The 20,811-nt window shown below is 65.1% G+C and carries 15 protein-coding genes and 2 tRNA genes; 2 read left to right on the forward strand and 15 right to left on the reverse strand.

Annotation, left to right across the window (positions count from 1 at the left end; genetic code table 11):
• Nucleotides 1-199: 199 nt before the first annotated feature.
• The 7 genes from ML401_RS17490 to ML401_RS17520 all read right to left on the reverse strand — a co-directional run bounded on the left by ML401_RS17490 (nt 200) and on the right by ML401_RS17520 (nt 5,611).
• Entirely contained in the window at nt 200-379 is a 180-nt protein-coding gene (locus ML401_RS17490; protein ID WP_211417091.1) for a hypothetical protein, read from the reverse strand.
• Between the two features lie 214 nt (nt 380-593).
• A tRNA-Asn gene (locus ML401_RS17495) sits at nt 594-668 on the reverse strand.
• Nucleotides 669-804: 136 nt separating this feature from the next.
• Nucleotides 805-1,173: a hypothetical protein gene (locus tag ML401_RS17500; RefSeq protein WP_194402125.1), complete on the reverse strand. Its 369-nt coding sequence runs from the start codon at nt 1,171-1,173 to the stop codon at nt 805-807.
• Nucleotides 1,174-1,381: 208 nt separating this feature from the next.
• A complete protein-coding gene (locus ML401_RS17505; RefSeq protein WP_212066517.1) occupies nt 1,382-3,088 on the reverse strand; it encodes a flotillin family protein in 1,707 nt (568 codons plus the stop codon).
• Between the two features lie 20 nt (nt 3,089-3,108).
• Nucleotides 3,109-3,771, reverse strand: a complete 663-nt coding sequence (locus tag ML401_RS17510; protein WP_194402127.1) for an OB-fold-containig protein — start codon at nt 3,769-3,771, stop codon at nt 3,109-3,111.
• A gap of 10 nt (nt 3,772-3,781) precedes the next feature.
• Nucleotides 3,782-4,945 (reverse strand): PspA/IM30 family protein, encoded by a 1,164-nt coding sequence (locus ML401_RS17515; RefSeq protein WP_285812571.1) that lies wholly within the window; start codon nt 4,943-4,945, stop codon nt 3,782-3,784.
• A 405-nt stretch (nt 4,946-5,350) separates the two neighbouring features.
• A complete protein-coding gene (locus tag ML401_RS17520; RefSeq protein ID WP_194402129.1) occupies nt 5,351-5,611 on the reverse strand; it encodes a hypothetical protein in 261 nt (86 codons plus the stop codon).
• A 263-nt stretch (nt 5,612-5,874) separates the two neighbouring features.
• Here ML401_RS17520 and ML401_RS17525 point away from each other — a divergent pair, with 263 nt between their 5' ends.
• Entirely contained in the window at nt 5,875-6,072 is a 198-nt protein-coding gene (locus tag ML401_RS17525) for a hypothetical protein (RefSeq protein ID WP_259210345.1), read from the forward strand.
• Nucleotides 6,073-6,157: 85 nt separating this feature from the next.
• Here the strand turns inward: ML401_RS17525 and ML401_RS17530 are convergent, their stop codons facing one another.
• The 7 genes from ML401_RS17530 to ML401_RS17560 form a co-directional block, all read right to left on the reverse strand.
• Nucleotides 6,158-6,304 (reverse strand): hypothetical protein, encoded by a 147-nt coding sequence (locus tag ML401_RS17530; RefSeq protein WP_194402131.1) that lies wholly within the window; start codon nt 6,302-6,304, stop codon nt 6,158-6,160.
• 204 nt (nt 6,305-6,508) lie between these two features.
• Nucleotides 6,509-6,582: transfer RNA gene (locus tag ML401_RS17535), tRNA-Cys, on the reverse strand.
• Nucleotides 6,583-6,680: 98 nt separating this feature from the next.
• A complete protein-coding gene (locus ML401_RS17540; protein ID WP_194402132.1) occupies nt 6,681-7,412 on the reverse strand; it encodes a tRNA-uridine aminocarboxypropyltransferase in 732 nt (243 codons plus the stop codon).
• A gap of 37 nt (nt 7,413-7,449) precedes the next feature.
• Complete coding sequence (locus ML401_RS17545) at nt 7,450-10,554, reverse strand: efflux RND transporter permease subunit (protein ID WP_285812572.1); 3,105 nt, start codon at nt 10,552-10,554, stop codon at nt 7,450-7,452.
• A complete protein-coding gene (locus ML401_RS17550; protein ID WP_212066505.1) occupies nt 10,554-13,703 on the reverse strand; it encodes an efflux RND transporter permease subunit in 3,150 nt (1,049 codons plus the stop codon). Before ML401_RS17550 ends, ML401_RS17545 begins: the two co-directional genes overlap by 1 nt.
• Before the next feature lie 37 nt (nt 13,704-13,740).
• The gene (locus tag ML401_RS17555) at nt 13,741-15,150 is read right to left on the reverse strand and encodes an efflux RND transporter periplasmic adaptor subunit (protein ID WP_285812573.1); all 1,410 of its coding nucleotides are present in this window, start codon (nt 15,148-15,150) and stop codon (nt 13,741-13,743) included.
• Nucleotides 15,140-16,624, reverse strand: coding sequence for an efflux transporter outer membrane subunit (locus ML401_RS17560; protein WP_285812574.1), 1,485 nt, complete (start codon nt 16,622-16,624; stop codon nt 15,140-15,142). The genes ML401_RS17555 and ML401_RS17560 overlap by 11 nt, the downstream gene beginning before the upstream one ends.
• 722 nt (nt 16,625-17,346) lie before the next feature.
• On the opposite strand from ML401_RS17560, the gene ML401_RS17565 reads away from it, so the two are divergent.
• Nucleotides 17,347-18,381, forward strand: a complete 1,035-nt coding sequence (locus tag ML401_RS17565; protein ID WP_285812575.1) for a cysteine synthase A — start codon at nt 17,347-17,349, stop codon at nt 18,379-18,381.
• Between the two features lie 61 nt (nt 18,382-18,442).
• Here ML401_RS17565 and ML401_RS17570 read toward each other — a convergent pair whose 3' ends face one another.
• Complete coding sequence (locus ML401_RS17570; protein ID WP_285812696.1) at nt 18,443-20,680, reverse strand: tetratricopeptide repeat protein; 2,238 nt, start codon at nt 20,678-20,680, stop codon at nt 18,443-18,445.
• Nucleotides 20,681-20,811: the final 131 nt, after the last annotated feature.

Raw genomic sequence — 20,811 nt, forward strand, 5'->3', positions numbered from 1 at the left:
CGGTCTTGGGAAGCGTGTCATTCTGCGGCATGTCGGGTCTCGCGGTGCCTTGTCGAGGCGGTGCGATCGACAGCTCCAGCCGTCGGTCGCGAGCCAAAATTCGCGGCATCTTTGGAACATGCCCGACGAAAACGCAACATGACACTCGCCCCTAGACCCGGGGCTTTCCGCAACCTCCCGATCGCAGGGGCAACCAGCCCTACTCGATTGCCACCGCGAGGCGGCCGATCAGAGCTGCGACCTCATCCAGCCGCGCCGAATTGGGCGTTTCGACCGCACGCGCCAGACAGGCGAGGCATTCATCGTCGCTGAGCTCGGGAATCTCGGCCGGCAGAATCGAGGGGGCCATCTGAGAACGGTCGACCTGGATGTCTGGCATGGGAATCAGCTCCGTAAAATTCCGGCAGCTGTCGAAGCTCGATTTCAATTGAGTCGATTTGGCGCCGCCCGCATGGCGTGACGACGCCCATCCACACATCTGCTTGAATGCGATTCCAGGCAGGAATCGCGAAGGCGCTGCTTAGAAACCAACGCAACGAGGTCGCCCGCAGCGTGAGGACACGGTCGCAACTCATTGAATTTACGGTAAGATTTGGCTCCCCGGGCTGGATTCGAACCAGCGACCATCCGATTAACAGTCGGATGCTCTACCGCTGAGCTACCGAGGAAAAGGCGAACCAGTCGTTCGCGCGGGGCTGCGTATAACAAAGCCGCTTGCGCTTGCAAAGGACGAATTCGTCATCATCCGAACGTAGCTGAGGAAGGGCCTGAAAGGTCCCTCCTCCAGGCCGTGACGGCCGATCGCTATTCCGCGAGAAACGAGGTGGTCTTGGTGCCGGGGTCGTAGCGCAGCCGAAGCGCGGTCATCTTGCAGAGATTGACGTTCTTCCACAGCACCGCTTCGTCGTAGTTCTGCCAGTCGACGCGGATGTTCCAGACGCAGCCCTCGTCGTCCTCGTCGAACTCGACATAGGTGCTGGCCTGGTTCTGCAGCACCTTCTCGAGCTCGTTCTCCCACTCGTCCAGTCCATCGTCCGGCGCGTTGAAGCCGAGGAATTTGATGGCATAGCCGGTCTCGTTGACGACGGTGACGTTGCGGGCGTCAGCCGCGAACGCAGGCATGGCGGCGACCGATAAACCGATCGCGATCAATCCAGACAGAAAATACTTCATGTGAAAATCCTCCGATCGAAACAGGCCTCGGCGCCCGGCGTCGATCGGCGCAGCCGCCGCGGCAACAAAAAGCGTTGCCTCGAGACATGTCCGGAGCGCGATCGAAGGGTTCAACACGCCGTCGATCTGCACTCCGGAACGTTGCGCGACGCGAGACGCGCAGACTTGCTTCTATCGTTTCGAATTCTCCGCAGCAATGAACGGGCATTCATAGATCGGCGGCGTTTGTCTTCGCCGGCGCAGGCGCAGGCGCAGGCGCCGGCACAGCCGCGCCATTACTCTTCCCGGTCACCGCGCCGACCAGCGCCTGCACGGGATCGTCGCCCGGCGCAAAGCCGCTCTGGCGCAGGATCTCGTCGATCATCGGACGCAACGCGTGGACCTTGAGCAGCTCGCCGGCGAGCCCTTCGCCGAAACCGACATTGCCTCCACCTGAGCCATTGCCGCCGAACGCACCACCGGTGTGCAGGATACGGACGTCCTTGAGGTTTGCGATCGGCTTGACCATCTCGGCCAGCGCCAAGGGCATCGTCTCGATCCGCTTCTTGGCGATCTCGAAGTCGATGACGTTGCTGCCGAGCTTGTTCTGCGCCTCGTTCTTCATGGTGATGACGGCGGCCTCGGCCTCACCGATGTTGCGAACGCCGACGGCCTTGATCTTGTTGGATTCGGCTTCCGCGGTGGCCAGCGTCTTCACGGCTTCGGCGCGATCGAGCGAGGCCTTCTTCTCGGCCTCGGCCGCGACGATCAGCTCGGTCGATTTGCGTTCGGCCTCGGTGCGCGCGGCCAGCACCTGGGTGAGACGGGCACGATCGGCGACCTCGACGGCGCGCGCCGTGACGACCTTTTCCTCCGCGGAGACGGCGATCGCTTCGGCGGTCTTGGCTTCCGCGACAGCTTCCGATGTCTGCTTGCTCTTGGCCGCGATCTGGATCTCGTTCTCCTGCGTGGCGATCTGGATCTCGCGCTGGGCGTCGGTCTTGCGCTTGTTGATCGCCAGATCCGACTCGATCACCGCGGTTTCCTTGACCTGCTTGGCGCCGGCCTCCTTCTCGGCAACCGCCCTATCGGTATCGATGCGGGCGTTCTCCTCGGTCAGGCGCGCGGTCTGGGTTGCAGTCGCGACCTCGGCGCGGGTGCTTGCGGTCTTGTTGGCGATGTCGCGCTCCTGGGAGAGCTCGGCCTCTTTCTTGGTCCGCTCGATGCCGAGGGTCTGCTGCCGCGCCTCGAGGTCCTTCTGCGCAATCGCCACCTCGTTGTCGCGCACGATGGCGTTGCGGTCGCGGCGACGGGTCTCGGTGACGGTCTTCAATTGGGTCAGGCCTTCGGCGTCGAAGAAGTTCTCCGGGTTGAAGAACTTGACGTCGGTCTGGTCCAGCTTGGTCAGCGACACCGACTCCAGTTCGAGACCGTTCGACTTCACGTCGGACTCGACCGTGGACTGCACGTGCTTGACGAAGTCCGATCGCTTCTCCTGAAGCTCCAGGATGCTCATGGTCGCGGCGACCGAGCGCAGGCCGTCGACGAACTTCGCCTCGACCTGGTTGCGCAGCGCCTCGGCGTCGTTGGTCAGGGCGCCCAGCGTCTGGCTTGCCAGCGCGATGCTCTCCTCGTCCGGACGGACGCGGACGTAGAACTCGGCGACGATGTCGACACGCAAACGGTCCTTGGTGATGAGGGATTCCCGCTCCTTGCGTTCGACGGTGAGCCGCAGCGTCTTCAGATTGACGCTGGCATAGGAGTGGAAGATCGGCAGGATCATGGCGCCGCCGTCGAGCACGACTTTCTTGCCGCCGAGGCCGGTGCGCACGAAGGCCTCGTCGCGTGTGGCGCGCTTGTAGAGGATGGTGAAGACGATCCCGAGGACGACGATCAGCGCGACGCCGATCATGGCCGGGACTGCGATGTCGAACATGATATTCTCCAATGAATGACCTAGCTGCTGCTTAGAGGTGGCTTCGACGGCTTAAGTTCATCCTCGGCCTTCACCGCAACGAAGCGGGTGCCGTCGCGATCGACCAGCAGGACCATGGTTCCCTGCGGCAGCGGCGAGGACGACGGCGCGGCGACCGCCCAGACGAAATGGCGGTTGCCATGGATATCGGCCACGCTGACCTTGCCGGGCGGGCCCTGATCGAGCGGGCCGATGACGACCTCCCCGACACGGCCGACGAGGTCGCCGAGGCCGACGACATAGCTTTCATCCTTGGGAATGACCCGCGCGATGGCCCTGCTCGCGGAGCGCACCAGCGGCACCGAGACCGCAACCGCTCCGACCGAGGCGAGCGTCGCCGGCAAGGGACCGGCCACCATTCGTGCGATGTCCTGGATCAGGAAGCCGGTAATGGAGAAAGCGCCGAGCAGCAGCAACAGAAAGATCAAGAGCGGCACGCCGCCGACATTGATCCAGGAGATGGCGTTGATCACGCCATTGTCGCTGGGATGACCAAAGTCGATGTTGGTGCCGAGCATCTCGCTCAAGGAGGCGCCGACCAGCATCGAGACCACCTCGATCGAGCCGACGATGACGATCATGGCCGCCGCGATCGCGAACGGCCTGACCTCCGGCGACATGACGTGTTCGAGCAGAGCGCTCATGACACGGCACTCAGGAGCGCGACTTCAGCCGCGCCAGCCTCGCCGCAATTTCCTTGTCGCGATGGAGCGTGCTGAGCTCGTCGATGTCGCTCGAATACGGGATGCCCGGCGGCACGCCGGTGGCCCGCGCTACCGCCCTGCCCGCACGCAAGGCCTTGGCTGCAGCGGACGTGCCGCCCTGCTTGCGGGGCGACGTCAAGCCCTGCTGGCTCGCGGCCGCCTCGCTCTTTTCGAGATCGGCGCGGCGCTGCTCGGCGTCCTGGAGTGCCGACAGCACCGCACGCAGCGAGGTGACACATTGCTCGATCTTCTCGTTGTTCTCGTCGATGGCGCGGGAGAGCACCTCGAACTGCGCCTCCAGATCCATCTGCCGTGCGATGCCGGCACGAGCGAGGTCGTCGCGGCTATCAGCGATCGCCCCTTCGATCTTGGGCGCGAGATCGGCCATCTCGCGCTCGATCTCGGTGCGGCGCGCGCTGAGGCGGTATTCCTCGGCACGCGCAGCGGCGAGCGCGTCGCGCGCTTCGCTCTCGGCGCGCTCGATCTCGCGGATGGCCTGGCCGACCACCTTGAGCTTGTTCTTGCCTTCCGCCTGCTCGATCGCGTCGTAAGCGATGCCGGCGATCAGGCGCCCGACCCGGGACAGGAAATTGTCGGGGGCGGCAGCGATGGTATCCATAGCGTTCTCCTCCTCTGGCAGAGTGTTCGGCGTGACGCCGTAGTGAACTTCGAAACCGTCATCGGTACGGACCAGGCGCGCGGGCACGCTGTGTCCCCAGCCCTCGGCATAGCCGGCGTAGTCGAAGGGCACGCTGAAGCGTCCCTCGACGGTCGCAATCGAAATGGTCGCGGGGCCCTTGATCTTGGCGAGCTTGTCGTCGAGCGGCAGACGGCGGCCCTGCGCCGCGCGGTATTCGGCCCGGTCGCGCAGGCCCAACGTCACCAGGCGCGAGGGCAGCGCGGTCGCCTTGCGGATCGGGTCATAGGCGTGAGCATGCAGCAGCACGACGTTGGAGCCGACATTGTGGCTCCGCGCGACCTCGTCGAGGATCTCCATCATGCGGTCGTAAGCCCTGAACGTCGCCTCCAGCGCGGCCTTGGCGACCGGGTCAGGGGCAAGCCTGTAACGCAGCGCGGACGGCGCGTTTCGGGGCGACTGGCTCATGGAAAGCACTAAAGCACCATTTTGGTGCTTTAGAAAGATGAGGCCTGATCACGTTTCCCTGATCCTCATGCACGCTAACCTGTTAGTCGTCCTGCCCCGGAGCCGCGTTCAAGACCGCCACTCACCTGTAGGTCACGGCCGATCAAGACTTCTTGCATCCGCGGGTTGCAATTTGAGACGAAATGCCGGGAGCGTTCGGCACGACCTTTTGCGTCTCGCTCCGGTCTCGTGTCCCGGACGCGTGCACCGTAAAGCGCTCGGGGCACGAGACCTACGTTCACCTACCGCTCTCTCAGGGCGACCGGCACCTGCCACCGGTCCACAGCCTGTCCGCAGCATATCCACAGGACCGGTAGCGCGGATTCGTCAGCCAACCGGACGACTTGCTGCGCACAAACCCACAGCCCCGCTAAATCAACCGCCCGCCTGGTCGAACACGCTTCGGCAAGCCTCGCTCAAGCTGGAGCGGTTACGGCGCAGGCAGGCCGTGATGGCGCGGACATTGGGAATTTCACCGGCGCAAAGCCGGTAGACATCGGGCGTACAGGCCCGGCGCTGCTCCGCCGTCCCTTGCGCGTGGGCAGCGGGGGCGAACAGCGCCAGGAACAGCCCGACGGTCGAGGCGCGGCGCGCCCGGCACTTCACACCCGCAAACCGCAAGAACCTCGCCTTCATGACCAGTCTCCTGTCTGCCCTGCCCGCCTCCCGGCCTTGCTGGCCGGCGTCGTGCGAAGGGGTAGGAGAATTAAATCGCGGAGGATGTGATCTCTTTCACACTGGGGATGCTGGGGTGGAACGTAGGTTCCCGACGGGACTTCTTTAGAAATCGCTAACCAATCGGGGCCAGATCGCCGGATCGTTAAAATGCGAACGATCGGCTCAATCGGGTAACAAACCGGCTTTGCGACATTGCGCCATCCGCGTTTTGCGAGGGTGCGATGAGAAGCGAAGCCGAATTCAACTTGCTGCTGGATGCCGTCCGGGACGCCATGCTCATTGAAGATTTCGCTCCCGCGCCGGAGGAGGAATTCGTGCCCCGCTCGTGGAGTTTCGACGCGACGCCCAAAGCCGCCAATGACAATGAGGGCGCCTGGCCCCTCCTGCCGTTTCCCGACGGCTGGTACGCGGCCTGCTGAGGGCTACTCTTCGCGGTGAATCGAACGCCCGCCTCGCGGGCGTTTTGCTGTGGGGGCCTACACCGGAAGCCCGGCTCGGCAACGATCAATTCTTGACGCGATCCTCGCCATCCTGCGGCGCCCGGTCCGGTGCGGCCGATGGGAAGATGCTGTCATAGATCGCGCGGGCCTCACGGATGAGGCGCGCCCGCTCCAGCTCGGATTTCGGGACAAATCGGACGATGTCGCCCATTTGTGGCTCCAGTGCTCGGGTGACGAGACGCATCACTTTGCAGATGCGAACTCTATGCCAGCCGGCCTGAATCGGAGGTTTCCAGCAGGGCTCCGGGCAAACCCGGTGATCGTGCCACCGCGCAGCTTGGCGGAGCGCGGGCGCGCGGCATCGGCGGGATCCGCGCCGAGCTTCTAATTATGCCGAGAGATCAGAGGGTTGTGATGGAGGCCACGACCAGAATTGAACTGGTGTACACGGTTTTGCAGACCGTTGCGTAACCACTCCGCCACGTGGCCCCGTAAGGCCGGAGCAATATAGGGGATCAATGGGTTAGGCAACTGCCTTCGTCCGACTTTGACCGGAGGCTGTGCCGTACAGGGGATGCGACCCGAAGTCAGGCTCGTTTGCGTCGCCGGAAGTCGCGCCGGGCCTTCGGGACAGGCTTGGGGGCCAATTCCGGCATCTCGGCCTGGACCTCGCGGTAGCGCGTCAACAGCCGTTCAAAGCTCGCATGCAGCGTGTCGGCGATATCGGGCCGCCGCTCGAGGCCCGCGAGAATCGTCGCCGCGGCCTCGATGGTCGAGAGCCCGTCCTTGCGCGGCTCCTTGCGCAGGCGCCCGTAGCGGGAGGGATGCGCCGGATTCAGGATCACGCGCTGGCACTTGAGCATCCAGGGATTGCGCCACCACAGCGCCTTGGCCTGGCTCCAGGTGCCGTCGAGCAGCACGACACCTTCGAGCTTGCCGAGGATCGCGCGCTGGTTCTCCGCGATCTCGCCCTTGCGGTTGAGTGCGAGAATCTCGCCTTCCGCTTCGAGATCGGCGGCGCGTGCCGAGCCGAGGTAGAGCACGGCCCAGCGCGCGGCGTTCTCGACCGGCCGTCCCAGTGCCTTGGACAGGCTCGGCCAGGACAGGCCGACCCGCACCGTGGCATCGGCGAAATGCTTCGCCAGCAGGCGCGCGGTGCCGAGCGCCCTGTCCTGCTCCTGCGGATGTTGCAGGATCAGGAGCGACAGTCGGTTTTCAATCGGCGTGACGCTGTCGCAGATGCACAGCGGCATCGGCTTCTGGCAATGCGGGCATTCGGGAATCGGATCGGCGCTGGCCGTATCGGGTGGGTTCGACATGGGCGCCGCTATACGCTTGAAGCGCGGCATCAACAACCTATTCCGCGGGCGCAGGCAGCGGGTGCGACGCGGACCGCCGCCGCAGGCGGTCGATCAAGAGGTAGATCACGGGCGTCGTGTAGAGCGTCAGGATCTGCGAGACGAACAGGCCGCCGATGATGGTGATGCCGAGAGGCCGGCGCAGCTCCGTGCCGGGACCGGTCGCGACCACGAGCGGAATGCCGGCAAACAGCGCCGCCATGGTCGTCATCAGGATCGGGCGGAAGCGCGCCTGGCAGGCCTCGAAGATCGCCTCCGCCGACGACAGGCCGCGCTGGCGTTCGGCGTCGAGCGCGAAGTCAACCATCATGATGCCGTTCTTCTTGACGATACCGATCAACAGGATGATGCCGACGAAAGCGATCACCGTCAGCGGCGTGTTGGTGAGCTGCAGGGCGAGCAGTGCGCCGAGCCCGGCCGAAGGCAGCGTCGAGATGATCGTGAGCGGATGGGCAAGGCTCTCATAGAGCACCCCGAGCACGATATACATCGCCACCAGCGCGCCGAGGATGAGCAGCGGCTGGCGGCCGCTGGTCTTGGCGAAGTCGCCGGCATTGCCGTCGAAGCTGCCGCGGATGCCTTCGGGCATGTGCAGTTCCTCGACCGCCCGCTGGATGTTCTGGGTCGCCGCCTGAAGCTGGACGTTCGGCAGGAGGTTGAACGACACCGTGGTCGAGGGGAACGACTGCGAATGATAGACCGCGAGCGCGGCAAGGCCGCGCGTCGCGTGCACCACGGCCGACAGCGGCACCTGCGCATCGCCCGCGCCCGCGACATAGATCCGCTCGAGGTTGGAAGGATCGACCTGGAATTTCGGATCGATCTCCAGCACGGTCATGTACTGGTTGCGCTGGGTGTAGATGATCGAAATCTGCCGCTGCGAGAAGGCATTGTTCAGCGCGTTGTCGATGTCTTGAACCCTGACGCCGAGCGCCGAGGCCTTCTGGCGATCGATGCTCAGGGTCAATTGAAGCCCGCCGGGATCGCGGTCGCTGGAGATGTCGGTGATGCCCTCGACGCTCTCCATGCGCTTGGCGACGATGGGCGCCCATTTCTGCAGCAGACTGAGGTCGGTGCTGGTCAGCGTGTATTGGTAGTCGGAATCGCTCTGTCGCCCGCCGGCACGAACGTCCTGGGCGGCGAACATGAAGAGACGGATGCCGGCCACGGGATACAGCGCGCGTCTCAGACGTTCGATCACGACCTCCGTCGAGACGTGGTCTCGCTCCGCCGGCGGTTTCAGGCTGATATACATGATGCCGCGGTTCGAGGTCGCTCCCCCCGGCCCGCCTCCGGCGCCGACGGTCGAGCCGATGCCGGCCACGGCCGGATCCTTCATCACGATTTCGGCGAGCCGCTGCTGCAGACTGAGCATCGACTGGAACGAGATATCGGCCGAGGCGCGCGTTGCCCCGATCACGAAACCGGAATCGTCGGTCGGGAAATAGCCCTTGGGCACCTTGATGTAGAGCGTCACGGTGAGGCCGATGGTGGCGAAGAACACCAGCAGCGTCGCCAGCGGGTAGTCCAGCACGGTGCGCAAGGTTTTGGCGTAGAAGGCGACGATGCGCGACAGCGAGCCCTCGATGATGCGATCGAACAGCGTCGCCGTGCCGGACGTGGGCTGCCGGATGTAATGCGCGCAAATCATCGGCGTGACCGTGAGCGAGACCAGCGTCGAGACCAGAATGGCAAAGGTCAGCGTCAGCGAGAATTCGCGCAAGAGGCGGCCAACGATGCCGTCCATGAAGATCAGCGGCGTGAACGCCGCGACCAGCGACAGGCTGATCGAGACCACCGTGAAGCCGATCTGCCTGGCGCCCTCCTGCGCCGCCCGGAACGGCCGCATGCCGTGCTCGAGATTGCGATACATGTTCTCGATCATGACGATGGCGTCGTCGACCACGAAGCCGACGGAGATCGCGAGCGCCATCAGCGACAGATTGTCGATCGAGAAGCCCGCGATCCACATGCCGGCGCAGGTGCCGGCCAGCGCCAGCGGCACCGAGATGCCGGCCGCGATCGTCGGCGTCATGCGCCGCAGGAACACGAACACCACGACCATCACGAGGATCGCGGTCGCCAGCAACGTCCATTGCATGTCGAGCACGCTGGCGCGGATCGTGCCGGTGCGGTCGACCAGGGTGGATATCTCGACCCCGGCCGGAATCCATTGCCTGAGCTCGGGGATCAGCGCCTTCACCCGGTCGACGGTATCGATGACGTTGGCATCGCCCTGCTTGGTGATCTGGATCAGCACCGCCGGCTGCTTGTTGAACCAGGCGATCGAGCGCGCGTTGCGGACGGAATCCTCGATGTCGGCGACGTCGGACAGCCGCACGAAATTGCCATTGGCACTCTTGATGACGATGTCGCGGAACTCTTTCGCCGTGCGCATCTGCTTGTTGAGCGCCAGTGTCTCGCTCTGGCGCTCGCCGTTGAAAATGCCGACAGGACCGAGCGGATTGGCGTTGATGATCGCGGTGCGGACGTCGTCGGTGGCGATGCCTGCGTTCGAGAGGGCCACCGGATTGAGCTGGACCCGGACCGCCGGTTGATCGGCGCCGCTGATGGCCACGTTGCCGACGCCCGGAACCTGCGAGATGCGCTGCGCCAGGACCGTGTCGGCGACGTCGTAAATTGCGCTGGCGGACAGCGTGTTCGAGGTCAGTGCCAGCACGAAGACGGGTGCGCCGGCCGTGTTGGCCTTGCGAAAACGCGGCAGCGTCGGCAGGTCGCTCGGCAGGTCGACCATGGCGGCGTTGATCGCCGCCTGCACGTCGCGCGCGGCCTTGTCGATGCTGCGGCCGATGTCGAACTGGAGCTGGATGCTGGTGTTGCCGAGCGTCGAGGTCGAGGTGATCTGGTTGATGCCCGCGATCTCACCCAGCCGCCGCTCCAATGGCGAGGCTACCGTTGCCGCCATCACGGCCGGGTCGGCGCCCGGCCGGCTTGCCGAGACGAAGATTGCGGGGAAGTCGACGTTCGGGACCGAGGCGACGGGAAGGAACTCGTAGGCGACCACACCCAGCAGGAACAACCCGATCGACAGCAGCGTGGTCGCGACCGGGCGGCGAATGAAGGGCTCCGAGATCGATGCCATCACTGCATCCCCTCGGTCGCCCCCGCCACGGGCGGCCCGCCGGACTCGGCCGGCGGCAGCGCCTGCTCGAGGCGGCGGTTGATGCGGTCGAGCGCGAGGTAGATCACGGGCGTCGTGTAGAGTGTCAGCAGCTGGCTGAGCAGCAGGCCGCCGATGATGGAGATGCCGAGCGGGAAACGCAGCTCGGCGCCGGTGCCACTCTCGATAGCCAGCGGCAGCGCGCCGAACAGCGCCGCCAGCGTCGTCATCATGATCGGGCGGAAGCGCAACAGGCAGGCCTGCACGATCGCCTCGTTCGGCGACATGCCCTGCCCGCGCTCGGCCTCGAGCGCGAAGTCGATCATCATGATCGCGTTCTTCTTGACGATGCCCATCAAGAGGATGATGCCGATCAGGCCGATCACCGAGAGGTCCTGCCCGCACAGCACCAGCGCCAGGATCGCCCCGACCCCGGCCGAGGGCAGCGTCGACAGGATCGTGATCGGGTGGATGTAGCTCTCATAGAGCACCCCGAGCACGATGTAGATCGTGATCACGGCGGCGAGCAGCAGCCATGGCTGGCCGGCAAGCGCCTTGGCGAATTCGGCGGCGTCGCCCGCGTAGACGCCGACGATGCTATTGGGCATGCCGATCCGGGTCTCGATCGTCTTCACGGCGTCGACGGCATCGCCGAGCGCGGCTCCCGGCGCGAGGTTGAAGCTGAGCGACACCGAGGGGAACTGGGCCTGGTGCGAGATCGCCAGCGGCGCGGTGGTGCGCTTCAGCGTCGCCACGGCCGACAGCGGCACCTGGGCGTTCGGTGCGCCGGCGGTCGCGCTCGCGGCGCCCGGCAGGTAGAGCTTCGACAGGATCGAGGGATCGCGCTGGTACATCGGCAGCGCCTCCAGTACCACGCGGTACTGGTTGGCCTGGCCGTAAATGGTCGATATCTGCCGCTGCGCGAAGGCATCGTTGAGCGTATCCGTGATTCCTTGCAGGCTCACGCCGAGCTGGCCCGCGCGGGTGCGATCTACGTCGAGCTGCGCCCGCAATCCGCCCTCCTGCGCCTCCGAGGAGACGTCGCGGAACAAGGGATCGCGCCGCATCTCCGTCACCAGCTTACGCGCCCATTCCGACACCAGCGTCGCATCGGTGCCGGTCAGCGTGTACTGGTATTGCGAGCGGCTCGACTGGGTCGAGATCTGCACGTCCTGCACCGGCTGAAAATACACGGTCATGCCCGGGATGCCCGCGACCCTCTCCTTCAACCGGGTTATCACGACCGCGACGTCATCACGCCGCTCGCCGCGCGGCCTCAAGCCCATGACGAGCCGGCCGACATTGGTGGTCGGATTGACCGAGCCCGCCCCGATCACCGAGACCACGCCGACCACATCGGGATCCGCCTTGATGGCATCGGCCGCCTCGGCCTGCCGCTTCTGCATCTCCGCGAACGAGACATCGGGCCCGGCTTCCGTCACCGCCGTGATCGAGGCGGTGTCTTGCAACGGCAAGAAGCCCTTTGGCGCGACGACGTAGAGGACCAGGGTGGCGATCAGCGTGGCGAAGGTCACGACCAGCGTGGCGCGCTGGCGCTCCAGCACCCAGAGCAGCGTCCGGTGATAGGCCTCGACGGTGCGGTCGATGAAGCGGCTGATCGCGGCCAATCCCGGCACCGCCACCTCCTCATGGGCGTGCTTGAGCAGGCGCGAGCACATCATCGGCGTCAGCGTCAGCGAAACCACGGCCGAGGTCACGACCGCGATTGTCAGGGTCAGCGCGAACTCCCGGAACATGCGTCCGACCAGGCCCGACATGAACAGCAGCGGGATGAACACCGCGATCAGCGACACCGTCAGCGAGATCACGGTGAAGCCGATCTCGCTGGCACCCTTGAGCGAGGCCTCCATCGCGCTGTCGCCGTTCTCCATGTGGCGGACGATGTTCTCGATCATGACGATGGCATCGTCGACGACGAATCCGGTGCCGATCGTCAGCGCCATCAGCGACAGATTGTCGAGGCTGAAGCCGGCGAAATACATGATGCCGAAGCTCGTGATCAGCGACAGCGGCAGCGCCACGCCCGCGATCACGGTTGCGCGCAGCGAGCGCAGGAACAGCAGCACCACCAGGGTCACCAGCACGACGGCGAGGACGAGCGTGAACTGCACATCGCGCACCGAGGCGCGGATGGTGACGGTGCGATCGGAAACGATGGTGAGGTTCACCCCGGCCGGGATCGCACGCTGCACCTTGGGGATCTCGGCGCGGATCTGGCCGACGACGTCGATCACGTTGGCGCCGGGCTGGCGCTGGATGTCGATGATGACGGCCGGAGTGCCCTGGTACCAGCCGCCGGTGCGGTCGTTCTCGAGGCCATCGACGATCTGCGCGACGTCGGCGATGGTGACCGGCGAGCCGTTGCGATAGGCGATGATGACGGGCCTGTAGGCGTCGGCTGCGGCGATCTGGTCGTTGGCCGCGATGATGTAGGATTGCTGGGCGCCGTCGAGCGAGCCTTTCGGCCCCGAGACGTTGGCGTTGGCAATCGCGGTGCGCAGATCCTCCATGGCGATGCCGTAAGCGGCGAGCCGCGCCAGATCGGCCTGGATGCGCACGGCCGGTTTCAGCCCGCCGAGCACCGAGACCCGTCCGACACCGGAGATCTGGCTCAACCGTTGCGCCAGAATGGTGTCGGCAATGTCGCTCATCGCCCGCAGCGAGATGGTGTCCGAGCGCAGCGCCAGCGTCATGACAGGCGCGTCCGCGGGGTTCACCTTGGCGTAGGTCGGCGGATAAGGCAGCGTCTTCGGCAGCACGCCCGCCGCGGCGTTGATCGCCGCCTGCACGTCCTGGGTCGCGCCATCGATGTCGCGGTTGAGATCGAACTGCAGCGAGATCTGGCTGACGCCGAACGAACTCGTCGAGTTCATCGCCGACAGCGACGGGATCTGGCCGAGCTGCCGCTCCAGGGGCGCGGTGATCAGCGAGGCGATCACGTCGGGGCTCGCGCCGGGAAGCTGCGTCGTCACCTGCACGGTCGGGAAGTCGACCTGCGGCAGCGCCGAGACCGGCAGCGCGAAATAGCCCAGCAACCCGCCGATCAGAAGCGCGATGCCGAGCAGCGAGGTCGCGATCGGCCGGCGGATGAAGGGTTCGGAGACACCCATGGGTTCTGCCTGCCGCCTCAGGCGGCCGTTGTCGGGATCATGGCTGCTTGGCTCCAGATCCTGATGCCCCAGGACTTGATGTAGGCCCCGGAGCCGGCCCCGTCTGTCCCTTCTGGTCGCCCTCGCTGCTGTTGCGCTTGGCGCGGAACTCGCCGGCCTTGCCCTGCCCGTCCTTCTGGCCTTCCTTGGCCCCATCCTTCTTTTGCGCGTCCGGCCCGCGCGCTCGCTTGCGCGGGGCGAGATCGGCCGACGGGGTCTGGTCGTCGCGGCCGATGATCACCTTGGAGCCATCGGACAGATTGGCAAAGCCTGTGGTGACGACCCGGTCGTTCGCCGACAGGCCGCTGGCGATCACGGCGTCATGCTCGTTCTGCTGGGTCACCACGACCGGCTTGGCCGAGACGATATTGTCCTCGCCGATGACATAGCTGAATGTCCCGATCGGGCCGCGCTGCACGGCCGACGTCGGGATCACCAGCGCCTGCATCAGCGTCTCGACCTTGAGGCGGACATTGACGAACTGGCCCGGCCAAAGCTGGTAATTGGCGTTCGGAAACTCCGCCTTGAGCTTGAGCGTGCCGGTGGTCTGGTCGACCTGATTGTCGATGCCGGTCAGCTTGCCGGTGTCGATCACCGTGATGCCGTCATTTCCGAACACGTCGACCGCGAGCGTGCCTTTCGCCGCGGCCGCGTTGACGCGCATGATCTGCTGCTGCGGCAGGCTGAACCACACCGCGATCGGCTGCAATTGCGTGATCACCACGAGACCCGTGGTGTCGGACGCATGGATGATGTTGCCCTGGTCGACCTGACGCAAGCCGGCACGGCCCGAGATCGGCGCCACGATCTTGGTGTAGCTGAGTGTTGCCGCCGCATTGTCGATCGCGGCCTGGTCGGCCTTCACCAGGGCCTCGGTCTGCGCGACCAGCGCGCGCTGGGTGTCGGCCTGCTGCTTGGAGCCGGCATTGGAGGCAGCGAGCTGCTCGTAGCGCGTCAGGTCGATGCGCTGGTTGGCAAGCTGGGCCTGGTCCTGCGCCTTCTTGGCGACGGCCTGGTCGTACTGCGCCTGGTAGATCGCCGGATCAATCTCGCCGACCACGTCGCCCTTCTTGACGTCCTGGCCTTCGGTGAAGTTCACCGCAACCAGCTTGCCGTCGACCTGCGAGCGCACGGTCACGGTGTTGAGCGCGCGGATCGCGCCGACGCCGTCGAGATAGACCGGCACGTCCTGGATGCGGGGCGTCGCCGCCAGCACCGGCACCGGCAGATCGGGCCGCTGGTTGCGGCCGTTCGCCTGCTGCGGCTGCTGATGCCAGATAGTCCAGCCGAGATAACCGAGCCCACTGAGGATCGCGAGCGTGATCAGGGTCATGACGAAGCCGCGGCCGCGCGACCGTCTCGCCGTCCCCTCCTCTGCGCCTTGCTTGCTATCCGGCTTAAAGAGCATTGACCGGTTTCTCCATTCGCGGCTCCCAGCCGCCGCCGAGCGCCTGATACAGGCTGACGATGGCGAGCAAGCGGGCCAGTTGCGCCTGTGACAGCGCGTCTTCCGCCTGGAACAGGGTCAGTTGGGTGTTGAGCACGGTCACGATGTCGGCGGTGCCGGCGCGCAATTGCTGCTCGGAGAGATCGAAGGCGCGGCGCGAGGCGACGACGACGTCGCGCTGCAATTGCAGCTTGATCGTGGTCTGCTTGATCGAGAACAGCGCATTGTCGACGTCGGCAAACGCCTGAACGATGGTCTTGCGGTAGGTCTGCAGCAGCTCGTCCTGCCGCGCCTTGGCAAGCTCGAAATTGCCGAGGATCTTGCCGCCGTCGAAGATCGGCTGCGTGGCGCTGCCGACGAGCTGGAAGAAAGCCGCATGCGGTTGGAACAGCGAGACCAGCGCCGAACTCTGATAGCCGCCATTGCCGGTGAGCTGGATGGTCGGAAAGAACTGGGCGCGGGCGTTGCCGATATTGGCGGTCGCGGACGCAAGCTGCGCCTCCTGCCGACGGATGTCCGGCCGCTGCGTCAGCAGCTCCGACGGCAGGCCGGGCGTCACGCGCGGGATCGCGACCCGGTCGAGCGAGCCGCCGAGCACGCGCACGCTCTCCGGCGGGCGCGAGACCAGCACGGCGAGCGCGTTGACGTTCTGGTCCAGCGTCTGGCGCAGCGGCGGCACCAGGGCCTTCTGGTTGGCAAGCACGCTCTCCTGCTGAGCGACATCGAGATCCGTGCCGGTGCCGGCCTTGCGCCGCTCCCTGACTGCGTCGAGAATGCGCTGCGCGCTTGCGATGTTGCGCTGTGAGGTCCTGATGCGGTCCTGCGAGGCCAGCACCTGGAAATAGGCGTTGGCGACGGCTGCCAGCGTCGTCAGCGCGACGGTGTCGCGATCGAAGCGGTTGGCATTCGCCGTCTCCTGGGCCGTCTGCAGCGCATCACGGTTCTGGCCCCAGAAGTCGAGCTGATAGCTGGCGCTCAGGGAGGCTGAATAGTTGACGACTTCGCGGCCCCCGATGGACAGGCCCGAGGAGCTTGCGCCCGAGGTGCGCGAATAGGTTTCCGATCCGCCCGTCGACACGCTGGGCAGCAGCGCCGCGCCCGCCTGCCGCGCCTGGGCGTCGGCCTGAACGATGCGCGCAACCGCCGCGGCGATGTCGAGGTTGACGGTCTGCGCCTCTTCCATCAGCTGCGTCAGCTCGGCGGAGCGGAAGCCGCGCCACCAATCCAACGACGGCGGCACATCGCCCTTGCCCGCGTATTTGTAGTGCGTGGGAACATCGAGGGCGGGATCGGGCAGATCCTGGGTCAGAACGCAGGCGCCAGATGTGGCGGCAAGGCACAGCACCGCAAGCCAGCGCGCGGCGCGCCGCGTCCGGGATGGAGACCCTTCGGACCGCCATATGGCGATCGCCGGAACATCCTGTGTCACATCCACCCCCCGCCGGGCAGATCGAGCCGCCGCGCAACCGGATTAACCGATTCGCGGCGGGACGGTCGGGGGGCTTTGGACAACTCGTTCACAGGGGTGATGCTTTCTGCGGAACCTGGGCTCCATACTAGCCGGGCGCGGAACGGCGGGACAGTGCCGCGGTTGCGAAAGGCACCGGCCGATGAACACGGATCCAACATACGAAAATGCAAGATGTCGTTGTCTCGCAGCCATTTCTGGTACGGCGAAACATCTGGAAATGCGAGCAAGCTTACTAAGATTTCATGTGATATTGCTGCCACACCGGCTGCTGAGCCCCTTGAGGCGAGGCCCCCTCGCACCTTGAGCTCGATCGTGCCTGCTCGCCACCTCACAACATCGTCAGTGGGCGCCAAAGAGAATCCCTCCTCGTGTCGAGATTTTCTTCGACCTTCCACCCTGTCGACGCGTCTGGAACGCGAGCCGCTCGCCCGTGGCAAAAACTGTTCGCTAGACCGCTCATCGCGAGCGTATCGTTTCGTGCTCCTTCGGGACCTCAGTCATTTCCTCCTAGCGATATCCCACCGCGCGCCCCGGCGCACCGGCAGCGATCCCGCCTCAACAGAATATCGTTGTTGGGACAGGAGCTTCAGCTGGTTTCGCCGCAGCGCAAAAGCCTTCCCCTTTGGCCTGCCAAGCACTACGTTCTCGCCAACCCGATCAACCCCCTTGGTAGCGATTTCCCTGACATGACCATTCGAAACGACGTTGTCGAAGCCATCGGCAACACCCCGCTGATCAAGCTGAAGCGCGCCTCGGAGCTGACCGGCTGCACCATTCTCGGCAAGGCCGAGTTCATGAATCCCGGCCAGTCGGTCAAGGACCGCGCCGGCAAATGGATGATCCTGGAGGCCGAGAAGCGCGGCGAGCTCAAGCCCGGCGGTCTCGTGGTGGAATCGACCGCCGGCAACACCGGCATCGGACTCGCAGTCGTCGCGAGTGCGCGCGGCTACCGCACGCTGATCGTGATTCCGGAAACGCAGAGCCAGGAGAAAAAGGACTTTCTCAAGCTGTGCGGCGCCGAGCTGATCGAGGTCCCGGCCCTTCCCTACGCCAATCCCAACAACTACCAGCATGTCGGCCGCCGTCTCGCCGATGAGCTGCGCAAGACCGAGCCCAACGGCGTGCTGTTCGCAGACCAGTGGAACAACCTCGACAACGCCAAGGCGCATTACGAGTCCACAGGACCCGAGATCTGGGAGCAGACCGGCGGCAAGGTCGACGGCTTCGTCTGCTCGGTCGGCAGCGGCGGTACGCTCGCGGGCACCAGCCGCTATCTGAAAGAGAAGAACAAGAATGTGCGGATCGCCTGCGCCGATCCTCACGGCGCCGGCATGTATGAATACTTCAGGACCGGCGATGCCAAGGCGACCCCGGGCGGCTCGATCACCGAGGGCATCGGCCTCAACCGCGCGACCGCCATCGTCGAGAGCGCGAAGGTGGATGATGCCTATCTCATTCCCGACGCGGAAGCCGTCACGGCAATCTACGAACTGCTGCAGCATGAAGGCCTCTGCCTCGGCGGCTCGACCGGCGTCAACATCGTCGGCGCGATGCGGCTCGCCAAGCAGCTCGGGCCCGGCAAGACGATCGTCACGGTGCTGTGCGATTCCGGCAGCCGCTATCAGTCGAAACTGTTCAACGCGGACTTCATGCGCGCCAAGAACCTGCCCGTTCCGGAATGGCTGGAGAAGCGCAGCAACATCAAGCCGCCCTTCGTGTGATCGTCACGCCCCCCTCGGGTCGGGGCGCGCGCGTTCGCAAACCGGGCGCTGTTCGGCCGGCTTACGCGACCTCGCCGCGTTCCGCGGCCGCGGCACAATAGTCGCGCCAGAACCCGCGGTAGCCCTCCTCGACCTTGCGCGTGTAGATCTCGACATTGCCGGCAGGCGAGGCTGCGATCCGGGCCGGCAACTCCGCGCGCAACTTCGCCAGATGCTCGGGCTGCGAGGCAAATCTGCGGGCGATCTCGACATAGCCCTCGTCATCCTCGGCAACCCAATCACCAAGGCCAACGGCGGTCACGATCGAGGCGCCGGCACGCGAGGAGGCCCCGATGCCGAGCTTGGCGATAACGGGAACGCCCGCATAGAGGGATTCCCAGGTGCTCACGCCGCCGTTCTGCGGAAATGGATCCAGCGAAATATCGACTAGCGCGAAGGCCCGCAGATGCTCGGCGCGATCCGACGAGCCGAGGCAGATGATCTGCTCCTCGGCAACCCCGTGCGCCACAAATCGTGCGAGGAGGCCATCGCGCACCAACGGATCGTCGAGCAGGGTATGCTTGATGATGATTTTCGATCCGGTCACCTCGCGCATCACCTTCGACCAGACGCGGATGGCGTCGTCGGAGATCTTGTTGACGCGGTTGAACACGCCGAACGTGACATAGCCGTTGCGGAGCATGGGAAGCTCCGAAGGCGCCACATCCAGGATCGGATCGGTCGTGATCAGGCATGGCAGGTCAAAAACCTTTTCGACCAGCAGAGGCCGTGCCGGTTGCGGAATGAAGACGGGGTCCGCTAGCACGTAGTCCATGGTCCGAAGGCCCGTTCCCGTCGCGTGTCCGAAGCCCGTGACCTGGATGGGAGCCGGCTTGCGGGCGAAGACCTGGAGCCTGTTGCCCGACGAATGCCCGGACACGTCGATCAGGATATCGACCTTGTCGGCCTGAATACGATCAGCCAGTTCGTCGTCGAACATCTGCCAGGCATCGACCCAGACGTCCGCCGCCGCCCTGAACTCGGCTGCCACGGCGTCGCGTGTCGGCGAACACGAATAACAGACGATCTCGAAATTGGCATGATCATGATGGCGCAGCACTGGCAGCAGGCCGAAGGCCGCCGAGTGGTACCAGAATTCGGACGAAACATAGCCGATCACGATCCGCCTGTCGGGGTCGATCTGCCGGGGTGCGAGCTTCCTTGGCGGCACCCGGGCGCCGATCGCTTCGCCCCAGGACTTTCGCGCTGCCTGCTGGATCGTGAAATCGGCCTCAGGGAGAAAGTCCAGAAAGTAGATCTTCCGCGCCATCAAGTCCGGGTCCGGCGCGATCGCCAGCGCCGCGTCGAGATGCTCGATTGCGGAGGCGATCTCTCCCTGATTGGCGAAACAGGAGCTCAGCAGCGCCATTGCGATCGTGGAACGTGGATTTTGCTCGAGCAAGGTCGTGCAGGCCAGGATCGCCTGCGCGGTGTTTCCGATGCTGAGCGAGGCCTCCGCCTTTCCGCGCAAGGCCACTTCAAAGCGCGGCGAAAGTGCAAGTGCCGCATCGAAATCCGCAGCGGCCTGTTCCGGCCGCGACAGTGCCGCGTTGAGGCGCCCGCGTTGCGCCAGACTCTTCGCCGAATCCGGCTTGATCGCGAGCGCGGCTGCGAGCGCGGCTTCCGCCTCGTCGTAGCGCCTCAGCTCGATACTGACCATGCCTTTGCCGATGAGCGCCTCGACGTGGCGCGGCTGAAACAACAGCGCGCGATCAAAGCTCTCCCGGGCGCGGTCAAGCCGAAACAGCGCCAGCTCCGCGACGCCACGATTGCAGAGCGCGTCGGCATAGTCGGGCTTCAGCTTGATCGCACGCTCGTACATCTCGATCGCCTGCTCGGGCAGGCTCATCTGGAGCAAGGTGTTGCCGAGGCCGGCCAGGGCCGGCGTAAAGTTCGGCTTCAGCGCGATCGCCTTCTCCTGACAGGCTCGGGCCGCCTCCAGTTTCTGAAGGGCGAAGTAGACGGAGGCGAGATTGCTTTGCGCCTCGTGTGAACGAGGATCAATCGCGATCGCGCGTTCGAGCAGCTGTTGCGCCTCTTCGAGGCGCCCGCCCTGTTGCGCGCACACGCCGAGCAAATGCGTGGCGTCGAAATGATCCGGAATGGCTTGCAGGATCTGGCGGCAGAGTGCATCGGTTTCCGCGTACCTGCCCTGGCCATAGGCGCTCGCCGCGGCGGAGATGATGGCGTCGACCTGCTTCTTCAACTTCTTCTGCAACCGCGCATTCTGGAATGCGCGCGCGCCGGCGCTGCTCAAGATATCTCTCCGAAAGATGGTTCGTAGCGAGTCTAACTGATTCGTGTCCCGGGCCGGCCGGTCGGTACGACCGGGGGGCGGTCAGGATATCCGGGGCATGGCACCCCGGTTCCGGAACCGCGTGGCGCGTCCGG

This window comes from Bradyrhizobium sp. 62B (genome assembly GCF_030272265.2).
Taxonomy (GTDB): domain Bacteria; phylum Pseudomonadota; class Alphaproteobacteria; order Rhizobiales; family Xanthobacteraceae; genus Bradyrhizobium.